The sequence below is a fragment of the Halioglobus japonicus genome (genome assembly GCF_001983995.1).
In the GTDB taxonomy this organism is placed as follows: Bacteria; Pseudomonadota; Gammaproteobacteria; order Pseudomonadales; family Halieaceae; genus Halioglobus; species Halioglobus japonicus.
In genome coordinates this window covers 1102420-1119636 of record NZ_CP019450.1, presented here as the reverse complement: position 1 = coordinate 1119636, position 17217 = coordinate 1102420, and the positions used below count along the sequence as shown (strand labels likewise).

At 58.8% G+C, this 17217-nt stretch carries 15 protein-coding genes, 1 pseudogene and 1 riboswitch; of the genes and pseudogenes, 8 read left to right on the top strand and 8 right to left on the bottom strand.

Translation table 11 applies throughout. From position 1 onward, the window contains the following. The first annotated feature begins 32 nt into the window (after positions 1–32). Positions 33–136, top strand: a riboswitch (TPP riboswitch). 50 nt (positions 137–186) lie between these two features. From thiC to BST95_RS21300, 7 genes and pseudogenes are all read left to right on the top strand, one after another. Then, positions 187–2058, top strand: coding sequence for a phosphomethylpyrimidine synthase ThiC (thiC, locus tag BST95_RS05270; protein WP_084198444.1), 1872 nt, complete (start codon positions 187–189; stop codon positions 2056–2058). 9 nt (positions 2059–2067) lie between these two features. Beyond that, positions 2068–3135, top strand: a complete 1068-nt coding sequence (gene thiO / locus BST95_RS05265; protein WP_084198443.1) for a glycine oxidase ThiO — start codon at positions 2068–2070, stop codon at positions 3133–3135. Further along, complete coding sequence (gene thiS / locus BST95_RS05260; protein WP_084198442.1) at positions 3132–3341, top strand: sulfur carrier protein ThiS; 210 nt, start codon at positions 3132–3134, stop codon at positions 3339–3341. The genes thiO and thiS overlap by 4 nt, the downstream gene beginning before the upstream one ends. Before the next feature lie 5 nt (positions 3342–3346). After that, positions 3347–4129: a thiazole synthase gene (locus tag BST95_RS05255; protein ID WP_084198441.1), complete on the top strand. Its 783-nt coding sequence runs from the start codon at positions 3347–3349 to the stop codon at positions 4127–4129. Further along, positions 4122–5630, top strand: coding sequence for a thiamine phosphate synthase (thiE, locus tag BST95_RS20075; protein ID WP_205737331.1), 1509 nt, complete (start codon positions 4122–4124; stop codon positions 5628–5630). The genes BST95_RS05255 and thiE overlap by 8 nt, the downstream gene beginning before the upstream one ends. Continuing rightward, positions 5605–6318: pseudogene (locus BST95_RS05245) on the top strand (HesA/MoeB/ThiF family protein); the annotation flags it as partial. The gene thiE and the pseudogene BST95_RS05245, both read left to right, overlap by 26 nt. 71 nt (positions 6319–6389) lie before the next feature. Beyond that, entirely contained in the window at positions 6390–6695 is a 306-nt protein-coding gene (locus BST95_RS21300; protein WP_420866358.1) for a rhodanese-like domain-containing protein, read from the top strand. A 7-nt stretch (positions 6696–6702) separates the two neighbouring features. Here BST95_RS21300 and BST95_RS05240 read toward each other — a convergent pair whose 3' ends face one another. The 3 genes from BST95_RS05240 to BST95_RS05230 form a co-directional block, all read right to left on the bottom strand. Continuing rightward, a complete protein-coding gene (locus BST95_RS05240) occupies positions 6703–8244 on the bottom strand; it encodes a phospholipase D family protein (protein ID WP_229801803.1) in 1542 nt (513 codons plus the stop codon). Between the two features lie 70 nt (positions 8245–8314). Beyond that, on the bottom strand, positions 8315–10348 hold the full coding sequence (locus tag BST95_RS05235; RefSeq protein WP_084198438.1) for a S9 family peptidase: 2034 nt from the start codon (positions 10346–10348) through the stop codon (positions 8315–8317). A gap of 73 nt (positions 10349–10421) precedes the next feature. Then, entirely contained in the window at positions 10422–10958 is a 537-nt protein-coding gene (locus BST95_RS05230; RefSeq protein WP_205737330.1) for a nuclear transport factor 2 family protein, read from the bottom strand. Positions 10959–11001: 43 nt separating this feature from the next. Between BST95_RS05230 and BST95_RS05225 the strand changes: the two genes are divergently transcribed. Beyond that, positions 11002–12567: a phospholipase D family protein gene (locus BST95_RS05225; protein WP_084198436.1), complete on the top strand. Its 1566-nt coding sequence runs from the start codon at positions 11002–11004 to the stop codon at positions 12565–12567. Between the two features lie 123 nt (positions 12568–12690). Here BST95_RS05225 and BST95_RS20870 read toward each other — a convergent pair whose 3' ends face one another. The 5 genes from BST95_RS20870 to BST95_RS05210 all read right to left on the bottom strand — a co-directional run bounded on the left by BST95_RS20870 (position 12691) and on the right by BST95_RS05210 (position 17043). After that, positions 12691–12822 carry a hypothetical protein gene (locus BST95_RS20870; protein WP_268245000.1) on the bottom strand — a complete coding sequence of 44 codons (132 nt, stop codon included), beginning with the start codon at positions 12820–12822 and terminating at the stop codon, positions 12691–12693. Between the two features lie 139 nt (positions 12823–12961). Further along, positions 12962–13090: an SDR family NAD(P)-dependent oxidoreductase gene (locus BST95_RS19630; RefSeq protein WP_146004228.1), complete on the bottom strand. Its 129-nt coding sequence runs from the start codon at positions 13088–13090 to the stop codon at positions 12962–12964. A gap of 17 nt (positions 13091–13107) precedes the next feature. After that, positions 13108–14040, bottom strand: coding sequence for a 5'/3'-nucleotidase SurE (locus BST95_RS05220; RefSeq protein WP_084198435.1), 933 nt, complete (start codon positions 14038–14040; stop codon positions 13108–13110). Between the two features lie 157 nt (positions 14041–14197). Next, a complete protein-coding gene (locus tag BST95_RS05215; RefSeq protein ID WP_066055894.1) occupies positions 14198–14866 on the bottom strand; it encodes a TSCPD domain-containing protein in 669 nt (222 codons plus the stop codon). Positions 14867–14892: 26 nt separating this feature from the next. Beyond that, positions 14893–17043, bottom strand: a complete 2151-nt coding sequence (locus BST95_RS05210; RefSeq protein ID WP_084198434.1) for an adenosylcobalamin-dependent ribonucleoside-diphosphate reductase — start codon at positions 17041–17043, stop codon at positions 14893–14895. Positions 17044–17217: the final 174 nt, after the last annotated feature.

Below are 17217 nucleotides of genomic sequence, written 5' to 3'. Positions count from 1 at the left end.
CGCTCCCTACCTACAATCGTTTCTTCAAGTTTTGCGTCTTGTCGGGGTGCCGTCTTCGGATGGCTGAGATGGAAGCTCCAAACCCGCTGCACCTGAACAGGTTAAAACCTGCGTAGGGAACAAGAAGTATCCAACCTCGCACCGCGACGGGCCGCATGTCATTCAACTCCACCGGAGCGACTGCACATGCCCAAATCCAGCCAATACGCCCAGAAACTCGCTGAATCCGCCAGCGTTGACGAGCTTTCGACCCAACCCCTGCCCAACTCCACCAAGATTTATATCGAGGGCAGCCGCCCGGGTGTGAAGGTGGCCATGCGAGAGGTCAGCCTGTCACCTACTCACCTGCAGGATGGCTCTCTGGAAGAGAACCAGCCGGTGCGCATTTACGACACCTCAGGGCCCTATACTGATCCCGCCATCGACATCGACGTGCGCCAGGGCCTGGCCCCCATGCGCGGCACCTGGATCGAAGAGCGCGCTGACTCTGTGGAGCTGGACCGGTTCACCTCCGACTACACCCGTCTGCGCGACGCCAACATCACCCTGGAAAACCTGCGCTTCGAACATGTGCGCAAGCCCCGCCGCGCACTGCCGGGTAACAATGTCACCCAGTTGCACTACGCCCGGCAGGGCATCATCACGCCGGAGATGGAATACATCGCCATCCGCGAAAACCTGGCGCTGTCGGAAGCGGCTATGGAAGAAGCCAGCCGCGATCAGCACCCCGGCCAGAACTTTGGTGCCAACACCCCCAAATTCATCACACCTGAATTTGTCCGCTCGGAAGTCGCTGCGGGCCGCGCCGTGATCCCCGCCAATATCAATCACCCGGAATCCGAACCGATGATTATCGGCCGCAACTTCCTGGTGAAGATTAACGCTAATATCGGCAACAGCGCGGTGACCTCGTCGATCGAGGAAGAAGTTGAAAAAATGGTGTGGTCAACCCGCTGGGGCGGTGACACTGTGATGGACTTGTCCACCGGCGACAACATCCACGAAACCCGCGAGTGGATTGTGCGTAACTCGCCGGTGCCTATTGGTACTGTGCCGATTTACCAGGCCCTGGAAAAAGTGAACGGTGTTGCCGAGGATCTCACCTGGGAAATTTTCCGCGACACCCTGATTGAGCAGGCCGAACAGGGCGTGGACTACTTCACCATTCATGCCGGCGTACTGCTGCGCTATGTCCCCATGACCGCCAAGCGCGTTACCGGCATTGTGTCCCGTGGTGGTTCCATTATGGCCAAGTGGTGCCTGGCCCATCATGAGGAGAACTTCCTATACACCCACTTCGAAGATATCTGCGAGATCATGAAGGCCTACGACGTGACCTTCTCCCTGGGCGATGGCTTGCGCCCCGGTTGTGTGGCCGACGCCAACGACGAGGCCCAGTTCTCTGAGCTACGCACCCTGGGCGAGCTCACCAAGATTGCCTGGGAACACGACGTACAGGTATTCATCGAAGGCCCCGGCCATGTGCCCATGCACATGGTGAAAGAGAACATGGATGAGCAGCTCAAGCACTGTCACGAGGCGCCCTTCTATACCCTCGGCCCGCTGGTGACAGATATCTCGCCGGGCTACGACCACTTTGCATCGGGCATTGGCGCCGCGATGATTGGCTGGTATGGCTGTGCCATGCTCTGCTACGTAACACCCAAAGAGCACCTGGGCCTGCCCAACCGGGACGATGTAAAGGAAGGCATCATCACCTACAAGATTGCCGCCCACGCAGCCGACCTGGCCAAGGGCCACCCAGCCAGCCAGATTCGCGACAACGCCCTGTCGAAAGCGCGTTTCGAGTTCCGCTGGGAAGACCAGTTCAACCTGAGCCTGGATCCAGACCGTGCCCGGGAATTCCACGACGAAACCCTGCCCAAGGAATCAGCCAAGGTCGCCCACTTCTGTTCCATGTGCGGACCAAAATTCTGCTCCATGAAAATCACCCAGGAAGTGCGTGACTATGCGGCCAAACAGGAGGCGGAAAAGGGCATGGAAGAAATGTCCGAAAAGTTCCGCTCCGAAGGCAGCGAGATCTACCACGAGGTCTGAACCAGGCTCATGACCCAAGCACGCACCACAGTGGGCATAGCCGGCGCCGGCATTATGGGCCGGCTGCTGGCATTGCGACTGCAACATGCCGGATATCAGGTCACGCTGTTCGATCGCGACCCGATAGAGTGCGGGTCGGCGGCGGCCTACACCGCCGCCGGCATGCTCGCGCCATACACGGAACTGGAGTCCGCCGAAAGTCTGATCTACGAACTGGGCCAGCGCAGTCTGAGCCTCTGGCCCGACATCGTGGCTCAGCTGGATGCCCCAGAGGTTTTTCATAGCGGTGGATCACTGGCGGTCGCCCATGGGCAAGATGCAGCAGACCTGGAACACTTCAATCAGTTACTGGCACGCAAGCTCCCCGGCGAGCCTGGCATTGCGTTTCTGGACCGGCAAGGTCTGGCCGAACTGGAACCGGAACTGGCGCCACAGTTTGGCAACGCCACATTCCTGGCAGCCGAGAGCTGGGTGTATACAGACACACTCATGGCAGCCCTCGCCGACACCCTGCAAGCCAACGGCGCCCTGTGGCATAGCCAATGCGAGGTCAGTGAACTCCAAGCCAAACTTATCGTCAGCGCCAATGGCCGGCACCACTTTGACTGGGTGGCGGACTGCCGCGGCCTGGGCGCCGCTGAGGATTTGCCCGGGCTGCGCGGTGTGCGCGGCGAAGTCATAGAGGTCTATGCCCCCGAGGTGAGCATCTCGCGCATGGTTAGGCTGATGCACCCGCGCTATCGCCTGTACCTGGTACCACGCGCGAATCATCACTACCTGCTCGGCGCCACCCAGATCGAAAGCGACGACACCAGTGAGATCAGTGTGCGCTCGGCGCTGGAACTTTTGTCGGCGCTGTATGCCATTCATCCGGCCTTTGCCGAGGCGAGAATTGTCGCGACCCGCACCAACTGCCGCCCCGCGCTGCTGGACAACCAGCCCCTCGTTCGGCTGGAAGAAGGTGTTCTGCAAGTCAACGGCCTGTACCGCCATGGGTACTTGCTGGCACCAGCTATGGCCGAACGCGCCCAACAGCTGCTGGACGCCACCCAATCATCGGTAAAACAAGCAATATGAGTACGATTCAGATACAGATTAATGGCGAAGCACGCCAGGTCAGCGGCCCGCAGCCCCTCAGCGAGCTCCTGGCGCAGCTGCCCGACCTGCCCGCCAACTTTGCCGTAGCAGTCAACGAGAACTTTGTACCTCGCCCCGCCTATCCCGACACCACCATCGAAGCCGGAGACCAGCTCGAGTTGCTGGTTCCCATGCAAGGGGGCTGAACCGTATGTGGAATCTCGCTGACCAACAGATCGAGAGCCGCCTGTTCATCGGCTCTGCCATGTATCCCTCGCCAAAGATTATGGCCGACGCCATTCGCGCTTCACGCGCAGATGTTGTCACCGTCTCCCTGCGGCGTCAGGCCCAGCAGGCCAGTGCCCAGAACATTTTCTGGGAAACCATTAAAGAAACCGGCCTGCACGTGCTGCCCAACACCGCCGGCTGCCACTCAGTCAAGGAAGCGGTGACCACCTCGCAAATGGCGCGTGAGCTGTTTGACACCAACTGGATAAAGCTGGAAGTCATCGGTGATGAATACAGCCTGCAGCCGGACCCTTTCGCACTGCTGGAAGCCACCCGCGAGTTGATTGCCCAGGGCTTTGAGGTGTTCCCGTACTGCACCGATGACCTGGTGCTGTGCGAAAAGCTCGTAGACGCAGGTTGCCGCATACTGATGCCCTGGGGCGCTCCGATTGGCACCGGCAAGGGGCTCATCAACCCCTACGCGCTTAAGCAGCTGCGCCAGCGTATGCCCGATATCACGCTGGTGGTTGACGCGGGAATTGGTGCCCCCTCCCACGCGGCCCAGGCCATGGAGCTGGGCTATGACGCGGTACTGCTCAATACGGCGATTGCACGCTCACCCGACCCGGTGACCATGGCGCGAGGCTTTGGGGCCGCCGTCGAAGCCGGTCGCTGTGCCTATGAAGCGGGCATCATGCCGGAGAAAGACCTGGCCCAGCCCAGTACCCCCACGCTGGGCACGCCCTTCTGGCAGCAAAATGGCTGAGCTGTACCAGGTTACCACCCACGCCTACCACCCCGTCACTGATCGTCCCACGGTGCTGTGCATTGGCGGCGTGGACTCGGCTGGCCTGGCGGGGCTGCACATGGACGCACGCAGTTGCGAGGCACTGGACATTCATGCCGCCGCGGCGGTCACCGCCACCACAGCGCAGAATAACGACGGGCTGTTCGCCGTGAATCCGGTAAATGCCGACGTACTCGAATCGCAGATCGATGCGGCGATGGCCCTGTCGCCCCGCGTAATTAAAATCGGCATGCTCGCCAGTGCTGAGCAGATCGAGATGCTCGGGCACAAGCTGCCGCAGCTGGGGCTGCCGGTCGTACTGGACACCGTTCTTGCGACATCCAGTGAGGGCGCCGAGGCAGACCTTACGGGCCGAGCCAAGACGCTGGCGAAACTACTTCCACTGGCCACAGTTGTAACACCAAATCTGCCTGAAGCTGGCGCTCTCACCGCCGCGGGCAACAACCCCGATCAGGCCGCAGCGGCGCTGCGTGAGGCTGGCGCGACATGGGTTGTGGTCAAAGGCGGGCACAGCGATGCCGACCCGATTGTCGATACCTGTGTCGGGCCGGATCATCATTTCCAGCTCGCCCAGCCCCGGCTGGACACGCCCCATCTGCGAGGAACCGGCTGCGCCCTTGCGAGCTTGATCGCGGCGGCGATGGCCCGCGGCTACGAGGTCCGCGATGCGCTGGTGATCGCCCGCATGGCGCTGCATCAGGCCATCGAACGCGCAGGTCCCGTCAATGGTCAACGAGGCTGCCCAAGGCCAATGGGATTCCCCAACGGAAACTGGCCGGGCTATCGGGACGATAAGCTTCCCTCAGCCCTGAACTTCCCTTCCTGTGTCAGCGAAGAGCAGCCCCAGCTTGGTCTGTATCCCATTGTCGATCGCGCCGTCTGGCTACAGCAACTTTTGCCCCTGGGCGTGACCACCATTCAACTGCGCATCAAAGACCTGCACGGCGATGCCTTGTCGGATGAAATTGCCGAAGCCGTGCGCATCGCCCGCGACCATCACTGTCGCCTGTTTATCAACGATTACTGGCAGCTAGCCGTTGAACACCAGGCCTACGGCGTTCACCTGGGCCAGGAGGACCTGGAAAGCGCCGACCTGAAGGCTATTGCTGCGGCCGGCCTGCGCCTGGGTGTGAGCAATCACTGCCACTACGAACTCGCCCGGGGATTGGCGCTGCGCCCCTCCTATATCGCCGTGGGCCCCACCTATGCCACCCAGACCAAGGACATGCCCTGGGTACCCCACGGGCTGGACGGACTGCAATACTGGACCGAGGCCCTGGCGGACTTTCCACTGGTCGCCATCGCCGGCATCAAGGATCACAACATTGGCCAGGTGTCCGCCACCGGTGTTTCGGGCGTTGCCATGATTACCGCAATCACCGATGCAGACGACCCGGAATCCGTCACCCGCGACCTGATGGCGCGGATGGCCAATGGTGTACATGCCAGCCATGGATGAACGCCAGCGCTACCAGCGCCACCTGCAATTGCAGGGCTTCGGCGAAGCCGGACAGCAGGCACTGGGGGCGAGCCATATCTGTATTGTTGGGCTTGGCGGACTCGGCTGCCCGGCGAGTCTGTACCTGGCGGCCGCCGGCGTAGGCAGACTGACCCTCGTCGACGGCGACACCGTCAGCCTCTCCAACCTGCAGCGTCAGGTGCTGTTTCGCGAAGCGGATATCGACCGCAACAAGGCCGCTGCCGCTGCGGAGCAGTTGGCACAGCGCAACAGCGGCATCGCAATCCATGCCGTGGATTCCTTTCTCGACATTGCGCTGGCGGAACAGTTATTCAGCGATGTCGACCTGGTGCTGGACTGTACGGACAACTTCCACACCCGCTACCTGATTAACGATATCTGCCACGCGCTGGCCAAACCCTGGGTATATGCCAGTGTCCTCGGCTTCTCCGGGCAGCTGGCCCTGTTCACCCCAGGGGAGGCCTGCTTCCGCTGCCTGTTCCCAGAGCTCAGTGAGGCCCCCGACTGCAACCAGGCAGGTGTAATCGGGGCGGTCCCCGGTGTCATGGGCACCCTGCAGGCGCTGGAAGCTATCAAATTCCTAGGCCCTGAAAACACACCCACCGATAACAGCCTGGTGAGCGTCGACGGCGCCGGACTCAAGTTGCGCCAGTTCAAGCTTAGCCCTGACCCCGGTTGCGTACTCTGCAGCGGCCGCCAGACCTATCGCGACAGAACCGCTGACTACCAGCCCCGGGAATTGATACGAGCATTGAGGAAGTCGCTGCCGCGGCTTTCAGGCAATTCCTTGAAGAGCATCACCCGCTGCTTATTGACGTCCGCTCTTATGAGGAACACATTGCGGGCAATCTGGGTGGAGACCACATACCGCTGGCAGAACTCGCTGAGGCAGCAGATGATTTGCTGGAGAGCGGCAAACCGGTATTGGTGTATTGCCAATCTGGCATTCGCAGCCGCTCTGCGGTGGCGATGCTGCGCCAACATGGACTGACCAAGGCCATGTCGTTGGCGGGCGGCTATACCGGCCAGTCAACCGCTGATTGACCGTACCTCAGAGCTGATCTTCGATCGGCAGCAAACCGTAGAATCCGGCTTGAAATCGCCGCCACCAGCCGGCCTGGGGTTCCTTGTAAACCACCTCTTGAACCCCCTCGTGATCGTAGGTCCAGCGCAGCTTGTCGTCATCATCGAGCTCGACCCGCCAACTGATGCGGCTGAGTTCATCCTCGAGCTGCAGGGTGAATCCACTCCCGGCTTCGCTGGACTCAATGAAAATCCCCATCTCGGTATTGATCAGGATAGATCGCGGATCAAAGTTCAATGAGCCAATGAAAATACTGTCTCGATCAATGGCCGTCGCCTTGGAATGCAGGGTCAGCTTGCCGGGCTGATACCCCCATTCATTAGGGCCATCGACGGCATCGACCTTAATTTCGTAGATCTCCACTCCCATTTCCAACAACTTGCGCCGGTAGTACTTGTAAGCACCATGAACAGGCACATGGTTCGTGGAGGCGAGCGAGTTGGTGACCAACTTGACCGTGACTCCCCGCGCCAACAGATCCTCTACGAGTTTCATGCCGTAGTCCTGGGGGATGTAATACGGCGTGACGATGAATAGCTCATCAGAGGCCTCGCGGAAGCGGCGCCCCAGCTCGAGGGCCAACACCGCCTGGTCGCGATCCCCCACCTTGGTTAACAGCTTGTCAGGGGTGTCCGTATAAAGGGCGGCTTCAGCAACCACCGGGTTTAGTTCGCCACTGTTCAGACGCTGCAACAGCCGACTGTCCAGGGCGCCCTCGTAGAGCGCTTTCGCCTCCTCATGCACTTCTCGCAAGGCACCCGAGCGCCATTCGTCCAGCTCGTTCTGAGATACATCAATCCCAAACGCCTCGATGGGTACCGCCAGCTCACTGTTCCAGAACACGTCGAATCCCTGCTGCACCTGCTCAACGATGTCACCAATCATCAGCACTTCGTAGTCATCAAAACGTGTGTCCTGATCGATCTCGAAGTATTCCTCGCCGATATTGCGCCCGCCGACAATACTGAAGGCACCATCCACCGTGAACGACTTGTTATGCATACGCCGGTTCGCGCGCTCAAACTGCGTGAGGTAGCCGAGATACTTGAAGGTCTGGCGGGGCAGCGGGTTGAATAGGCGCACCTCGACGTTGGGATGGGCAGCGATCACTGAAAAGGCGTGGTCCACACCCGGCGAGAAGATGTCGTCCACCAGCAACCGCACCCGAACACCCCGGTCAGCGGCCAGCAGCAGTTCATTGACGAACAGGACGCCCGCCCGGTCCTTTTTGAGAATGAAATACTGCGCATCGACCGTTTCTTCGGCCAGCTCGAACAGGCGCAGGCGGGCGCCGAGGGCATCCACGCCCGATGCCATACCGACAAAACCACCCTTGTCGCCGTGGGTTGCCTTCCAGCGCTCCCCGGCCGTGCCCAGTACCGTGGCGTCCGAACCCGGCACATAGGTCGTGGTTGAGCGGGGGTAGTCATAGGGCACCGACGCACACGCTGTTAGCAATATCGCGACAACCGCCAGTAAGATAGTGTGGGTCACCAACGCCAGGCGCATATTCTTCACAGCCAACTCCTGCTTTTGTTATGTGCCTAGCCTAACAGCACTGTCTTACCCTAAGCGAGACCTAGCGCCGTTCAGCGGCCTCCAGAGCCTCGGCCAGCCCGGGCACTCCCTCGACACCTTCGAGTACCTGCAGGCTGGATCCCTGGAGATCATCGCCAATCGGTTGGTGTCGCCCCCCCAGGCACTGACTCAGAAAACCATCGGCCAGTGCGTAAAAGGAGATGGTATTTTCTGGCTTCTGGAAGCCATGCCCCTCATCGGGATACAAGGCATAGGTCACCGGAATGTTGCTCGCCTGCATGGCCTCGACGATCTGATCTGACTCAGCCTGCTTGACCCTGGGATCATTGGCGCCCTGCCCGATCAGCAGAGGGCGACGGATCTGATCCACCCGGTTCACCGGGGAGCGATCCTTGAGCAAAGCCAGGCCTTCCTCGGTATCCGGATCACCGAGCGCGTTAATCAGGGACCGGACGAAGGAAGTCCAGTACGGCGGGATTGAAGCAATCAGCGTTTCAAGATTGGAGGGACCGACCACATCGACACCACAAGCGAACAGCTCCGGGGTGAAGGTCAGTCCTACCAGCGTGGCATAACCACCATAGCTGGTGCCCATGATGGCAACACTGTCGGGGTCGGCGACGCCAGCATCTACAGCCCAGGCTACCGCATCTACCAGGTCATTGTGCATGTTGGCCGCCCACTGCTTGTCGCCAGCATTGATGAACGCTTTGCCAAACCCAGAAGACCCCCGGTAATTCACTTGCAATACGGCATAGCCGCGATTGGCGAGGAATTGCACCTCACCGGAGTAACCGGCCATATCCCGGGCCCAGGGGCCGCCATGAACCAACAACACCATCGGGCCCGGCTGACTAGGCATCCCCTCTGCATCCACCTGAACTCCGCGTGGTACGGTCAGGTACGACACCAGGTCGAGGCCGTCGCGGGAGGGAATGGTCACATTGTGCGCAGGAGACAGCGGCAACCCCTCTAGATCCGGGTTGGTCACAAACATGGTATCCAGGGCTCGGGTAGACCGGTCATATACCGCATATACCGGCGAACCATCGGCCCGGGACTGATAGATGATCCAGCGACTGGCATCGAGCGTCGTCGCCAGTATTTCCGCATCGCCTATGGCCTGTTCTGCCAGCGCAGCGAAATCCGCTTCGAAGGCAGGATCAAGCGCTGTCCACTTGAGCTCATGCACACGCACACCGACTGCCACGGGTTTGTGGGTCCGCGGATCCATCAGCACGGAGCCGATATCAGCCTGGTCGGAGTGTGCGATCGGGCGAGTCTTACCCGTGGCAAAATCAACACGGACCAGCGCCGCCTTGTCCCGATTGCGGCTGTCCAGCATGTAGATGTGCTTGTTGTCGGCATCAAAACCCAGCACCGAGCTGGTGCGGTAATCTTCCACCGGTATATCGAGTACCGGCAACCATTCATCGCCCGAACGCCTCAGTACGGTCGCGCCACCCTCGTCAGTGGGCGCCAGAGCGCCGCGCACTTCAAGATTATTGTCAACCAACAGGCTGATAAAGCCCTCGTTCTCTGCCAGCAACGTGCGCTCGGCGGACGCCAGGTCAACAAGGTAGGCATCGTGCCAGCGGGGGTCGCGGTCGTTCATGCCGATGACGATTTTGCCTGGATGACGCTCGCTCTGGCCAAGGTTAACCGCTCGCACACCGTCATAGGGGGTCAGGTCGGCCATTTCACCAGTTCCCACGTTCACCCGGTACATATGCCAGTTTTCGTCGCCGTCGCGATCCTGTATATACAGCAGATGCACACTGTCCAGGGCCCAGAAATGACTGGGCACCCCTCGTCCAGTATCGCGCGTGACAGGTTTGGCGGCCTCGAAATCCCCCACGGGGGCCACCCAGATATTCATGACACCGTCCAGCGGTGCGCGGAAGCTCATCAGCGTCCCGTCTGGGCTGAGGCGGCCCTGAAACCGACTGGGATTACCGAACAGTTGAGAGCGCTCGATCAGCGCCACTTGCTCCTCTGCGGGAGGGGTCGCACAGCCGCCCACTACCAGAGGTAATAAACACACAATGCCCAGGATTCTCATTCTGATACTCATTGATTCAATTCCCTTGGTTTTCGTTATTCGTATTTCATTATTGGACCAGCATAGTACAACCTGCTGACGACATTCAGCCCATCAAGGTGCGCGCAGCAGTTTGCAACTGCAGGCTTCCCGGCTCATACAACAAATGTAGCGCTGTGCGATACTCGGTGCGCGATCGTGCAATTTTCCAGAGGCCATCTACACGTCGGTACTCATCGTGATACAACGCGGAAATCATGGTCACTGTCTGGTCGTTGGTATTGATATTACGGTAGTTCAATGACCACACGCCGGTGGCACGCTCGGCATCGACAATAGCGATCTCCGGGTTGGCGCAGTGATGCATATCCAGCACATAATCATGGCAGCCCCGAGGGATGAAAATGCCATCGACAAACTCATCCCGGTTCGCACAATGACCAAAATAAGACATATCAATAATGACTTCGCCCTCGGCAAAGCAGTCACGGACCGCCCCCGGGTCCTGACGATCACAGGCATTCAGGTAACGAGCCTTCAACTGGCGAATCTCTTCCATGGCCGACAATCGCCCAAGTTCAGTTTCCAGCGCCTGTAATCGCTGCTCAACATCCATATGAATGTCCTTCTTCGTGTTATTCACAGCTATACTTTCATAAAACTCCGGTCGCAGGAATGATCCACGAATGAAAGCCACAGAAAGCGCACCCTCCCATAACCCCACGCGCCTTATCACTGCCTGTCTGGTCCTGTTCCTCAGCGCCTGCGCCAGCCTGCCCGACGACGTTCAGCGCACGGCCAGTTACGCCATTGCCGATATCGACGGCACTCGGCTGCACAGCGACCTACAGGACGTCATCGATGCCAACCCGGATAAATCAGGCTTCTATACCTTAATGGCCGGCGAGGACGCCTTCATCACCCGCTGGGCGCTGATCCAACAGGCAGACCGCACTCTCGATATGCAGTACTACATCTGGCATCAGGACCTCACAGGAAGCCTGATGATGCACCAGCTGGCAGAAGCCGCTCGCCGTGGCGTGCGCGTGAGGCTGCTGCTGGACGATCTGGATACAGCGGGCAAAGACCCAACATTGCGGGTTCTGGACGCCATGGATAACCTCGAAATACGCGTGTTCAACCCATTCGCCAACCGGGACAACCGGCTCGATGACATGCTCACCGACACCGCGCGTATCAACCACCGGATGCACAACAAAACCCTCACCGCCGATGGGATTGCGACCATTTTTGGCGGGCGCAATATCGGCGACGAATATTTCGCAGCAGACAGCGAATTGTTTTTCAGCGACATGGACGCCCTGGCTGTGGGCCCTATTGCCGCAGAGGTAGGCAGCCAGTTTGACCTGTACTGGAACAGCGGCCACGCCTACCCCATCGGCGAATTTTACGACGACCTGCCCACCGAACAGGACATCGAGTACTACCACATCCGCGCAGACGCCCAACTGGAGCTGGCCAGACGCACACCGTATGCAGCGGCGGTAAAACAGATGAAGCTTGCCCAGACGCGCCACTTCGCCGAACTCAATTACAACTGGTCGGATTGGGTGCTCGCTTACGACCTGCCGGAGAAAGCCGATGGTGGTAAGCCCGACCGCGACGTGCTGCTGGCACCCAAGCTCAAGGAGGGACTGGACGCAGCCGAGGAAGATCTGCTGATCATCTCACCCTACTTTATTCCCGGCGAGGAATTCACCGACTATCTCATACAGCGCGTGGCCGACGGAGTCAGGGTTCGTATTCTCACCAATTCCCTGTTGTCCAACGACGTCCCGGCTGTGCATGCTGGTTACATCCGCTACAGGCAGGACCTGGTTGAAGGTGGGGTCGAACTCTACGAACTGCGGGCCGATCTCGGCGCACGGGAGGATGCGGGCAGCGACGCCGTTGAATCAGAGAAAAGCAGCCTGCACGCCAAGTTCATGGTGTTCGATGAGAGGTGGCTGTGGGTGGGTTCGTATAACATCGATGGCCGCTCAACCATTTATAATACCGAGTTGGGGGCCTACTTCGTCAGCGCCGAGGTTGCGGCCGGCCAATCGAAGAACTTTGATGAGCAAATCATCAAGTACGCCTTCAGGGTTGAACTCGATGACGACGGCAACCTGCAATGGGTGACTCGCCGTGATGGCGTCGAAGAAGTACTAGATGAAGAACCGGATACGACCTGGCTACAGCGGGTCACCACGGGCACCCTCAAACTGATCGTGCCTGAAAAACTGTTTTGAGCAGGTGCCAGGCTGCCTACAGCCTGGCCTTGGGACCACCTACCTTTGACATCATCCGGATAAGCCGGCTGCGACTCAGCAATCGGGGCAGCTGTGCCATCATGCGATTGGTGCGGCCGGTAATCACGATGGCGCCGCGAGCGCTTGCAGCGCTTCATCCACCACCTCATGCGGTGACTGCACCATCGCATCGGGCATCGAGGAGAAATCAGATTCGCCCTCGGTTGCCGCGGCAATGAACTCCGTCTCTGTCATACATGGGCACAGCGCCATGACGTACACACCTCGTGCACGCTGCTGATCCCAGCTCCGCGCCAACCGCGGCCAGATGGGCCGCGTCAGCCAGGTCAGCTGCCATGTAAGTATGGCCCTCACCCGCCAGACTGGCGACCAGCTACTTGAGCCGGTCTTCACGCCGGGCCACGACACACACCGCATATCCCGCATCAGCCAGGCGCGACGCAAAGGTCCAGCCGACGCCAGAGCTTGCACCCGTTACCATGGCTTGTTGTGTGTGAGTCATGACCGCCGCCCTGTGCCTTAGTAGTCGTAGGTATTGAGGTAGTTTTTCAATCCCTGGGCGCCACCGTCATAGCTGCCGCGAATCGGCACCACAGTGATATAACCCTGGGAGAAGTAAACAGAATCCGCCTCATCAATGTCTTCAAAGTCACTGAAATCAATGGTACCGAGAATACCGCCCTCGGCAGTTTCACCTACTTCCAGTTCAGCACAGCTGGTGCTGCAGCCCCACTCAAGCCCGATCGCACGACCGCCCAGCAAGGGCTGCAGGCCCTGGCGCGCAGTCATCACCCCCATGGGCGTACCGGCAGGATAGTTAATGTTCAATGCACGCAGATTCGGAATCAAGGCGTCGTCACCGTTGACATAGGCGGGCCGCTCCAGCAGGTGATTCAGGTAGCTCAGAGTGAATTCAGCCACCTCAATGCAGGTCGACTCCTCCAGTGGCAGCTCCTCGTCGCAGTGCTCATCGGCACTGATAGCAATCGCCGGCACACTCTGCCCATTAAGATAGGAGATCGAGGCAATCGCCGCACCAACGGTACCGGAGAAAGTCGTTGCGCCGGCGACATTGGCGCCGTCGTTAATCCCGGAGATAAGCAGGTCAGGCGCCTGGCCACCGGTCATCTCGGTGAGAATCTGCATACCGACAATGCCAGAGGTGGCAGGTTCAGCTCCAGTCTCACCACCCGCAACGGCCACGGAATACTGGTTTTCAGCCTCCTTGGTGATTTCCAGACCACCAATATTAAAGCCTGCGGCGCTGCCGCTTTGGCCATCGAGGGGGCCGGACAATACCACCGTGTGGCCGGCTTCAGTCAGCACCTGATACATGGCCTGGATACCCGGTGTAGACCAGCCATCGTCATTGGTGAGCACAATGTTCAGTGCGGATGCATTGAGGGAGCCCAGCGCCAAACCAGCGCCGAGAAGAAGTGATTTAAGTTTCATGCTATGTCTCCTGCTGTTCGAATTTTTATCTCAGCGGGTCGACAGTAGCACAAAGAAATTGACCCCTGTGCGCTTGAGCAGACAAGGGGCAAAGAGGGTTTGCAATGATATACCCCGACTGGACGGGGCGTGGCAGACAGCGAGGCTCAGGTGCGGCTTAACCGCACTTGGAATCGCCACAGTTGAGGCAGGTCATGCAGCCATCCATCAGGATGACAGCCTTCACACTGCACTTTTTGCACAGCTCAGCACTGGCGGGAAACTCGGTGTTGGCACCGTCGTCGCCGGTCTTGGCTTCGTATTCAGCTTTCTTCTCATCAAGAATTTTTTTCTGGTGATCGCTGAGACCGGGTGCTTCCAGCAGGCCGATATTCTGCAGGTGGTCTTCAATCGCCCAGCCGATTTCAGCGACCAGCGACGGCATAAAACGTCCGCCCGATTTGAAGTATCCGCCCTGCGGATCGAACACCGCCTTCAGCTCTTCTACCAGGAAGGTGCAGTCGCCGCCCTTGCGGAAAACTGCCGAGAGGACCCGGGTCAGGGCCACAATCCACTGGAAGTGATCCATGTTCTTGGAATTAATGAACACCTCGAAGGGGCGACGCAATTCGTGGTCTGTCCCCGGATTGAGGATGATGTCATTAATGGTCAGGTACAGGGCGTGATCAGACAGCGGGGTCTTGATCTTGTAAGTCGCGCCTTCGAGCTGTTCGGGGCGCGACACTTTTTCGTGCATCTGCACGATATTGCTTTCGACTTCCTGTTGCTTGTCTTCTTCGGACTTCACCTGGAAGCCGACGATTTTTTTGTCTATTTTCTTGCTCATGGTCTATTTACCTTCAAACGGCGCGCTTAGAACTTGCCGTAGTATCCTTCCTTCAGTGCATCGAACAGGTTGGCAGCAGTGTGCGTTTCGCCGTCGTATTCGATTTCCTCATTACCCTTGAACTCCACGATCGAGCCGTCTTCCAGCGTAAACTGGTAGTTGGTGTTCTCCAGATCTTCCTCTTTTACTAGTACGCCCTGGAAGGCCTCCGGGTTGAAGCGGAAGGTCGTGCACCCTTTCAGGCCCTGCTCTGCCGCGTACAGATAGGTGTCCTTGAACTGCCCGTAGGCAAAATCCGTGGGCACGTTAATCGTCTTGGAAATAGAGGAATCCACCCACTTCTGAGCCGCGGCCTGCACGTCTACGTGCTGGGTGGGCGTAATGTCGTCTGCCGCAATAAAGTACTCCGGCAGTTTTTTGGTCTCGTCGTCGGTAAATGGCATGGCGTCGCCATTGACCAACTCGCGGTAGGCCAGCAGCTCGTAGGAGAAGACGTCGACCTTTTCCTTGGACTTCTTGCCCTCACGAATCACATTACGGCTGTAGTGGTGGGCAAAGCTGGGCTCGATACCGTTGCTGGCGTTATTGGCCAGCGACAGTGAGATTGTGCCGGTGGGCGCAATGGAACTGTGGTGAGTGAAGCGCGCACCCTCAGCAATAATGGAATCCACCAATTCCGGTTCTTCCAGTGCCAGGGCCTGCATGTAGCGGCTGTACTTGGCGTGCAATACCTTGCCCGCAACCTTGTCGCCTACCTTAATGCCGTCGGCAGCCATTTCCGGACGCCGGCGCAGCATATCGCCAGTGACTTCAAACTCCTGCTCCATGATGGGCGCAGCGCCTTTCTCACGTGCCAGGTCCAGCGCGACCTTCCAGCCAGAGACTGCCATTTCCTTGCTCACCTGCTCGGTAAACTCCAGGGAATCGGCTTCACCGTACTTCATGCGCAGCATGGCCATGGTGGAACCAAGACCCAGGAAGCCCATGCCGTGACGGCGCTTGCTGGTAATCTCACGGCGCTGCTCTTCCAGTGGCAGGCCGTTGATTTCCACGACGTTGTCGAGCATCCGGGTGAACACGGCGACTACTTCGCGGTATTCCTCCCAGTCGAACCAGGCGCTTTCTGTAAACGGCTCGCGTACAAAGCGCGTCAGGTTAACCGAGCCCAGCAAACAGCTGCCGTAGGGCGGCAGAGGCTGTTCACCACAGGGGTTGGTAGCGCGCACGTTCTCGCAGAACCAGTTGTTGTTCTTCTCATTCACTTCATCGATGAGAATAAAGCCCGGCTCGGCGTAGTCGTAAGTGGACGACATAATGGCGTTCCACAGCTTCAGCGCCCGGATGCGCTGGTACACGCGGCAGGCCACCTGGCCGGTGTCGTCAGTGACATAGCCCTCGGTGACCGGGAAAGAACGCCAGACAATCTCCGCGTCTTCCTGGCTTTGCAGGCTGTCGTACTCGGCCTGGGTAACGGGGAAGGACAGGGCCCACTCGCTATCATCACGCACGGCTTGAACAAAGTCTTCGGTAATCAACAAAGAGAGGTTGAACTGGCGCAGGCGACCGTCCTCACGCTTGGCCTTCACGAAATCGAATACATCGGGGTGATGTACGTCAAAGGTCGCCATCTGCGCACCGCGACGACCGCCAGCGGAGGACACGGTGAAGCACATCTTGTCAAAGATATCCATAAAGGACATGGGGCCGGAAGTATACGCTCCAGCACCCGACACGAATGCGCCCTTGGGGCGCAGAGTGGAAAATTCATAGCCAATGCCACAACCCGCTTTCAGGGTGAGGCCGGCTTCCATGTTTTTCTGCAGAATGCCTTCCATGGAATCGGGTACCGTTCCAGAGACCGTGCAGTTAATAGTGGAAGTGGCAGGCTTGTGTTCCTGGGCACCCGCATTGGACACAATGCGCCCCGCCGGGATCGCGCCGCGCTGCAGTGCCCAGACGAAACGCTGCTCCCACTCCTGGCGTCCGGCCTCGTCCTCAACGTCTGCCAGCGCCCGGGCAACCCGGGTATAGGTCGCGTCGATATCACTGTCAACGGTGTTACCCTGTGCGTCTTTGAGTCGGTATTTTTTGTCCCAGATATCCAGAGATGCGCCCTGGAGCTCGATGTTGCTGGTGGTGCTGCGGATGTTTTTGCCTTGCTTGGCTACTGATTCCATGATGCCCCTTGTACGTCAGAAAATTGCAATCGAATTGCGATTGCGAAGCTTGTAGTTAGAAGTTGCAACGATACCCACATATCGGTGCACTCACAATAGTCCCCACAACATATTGTGAAAAAACCCCTTGGCGATCAATGATTAACCAGTGCAATTTCTGCACAGGACCGCAAT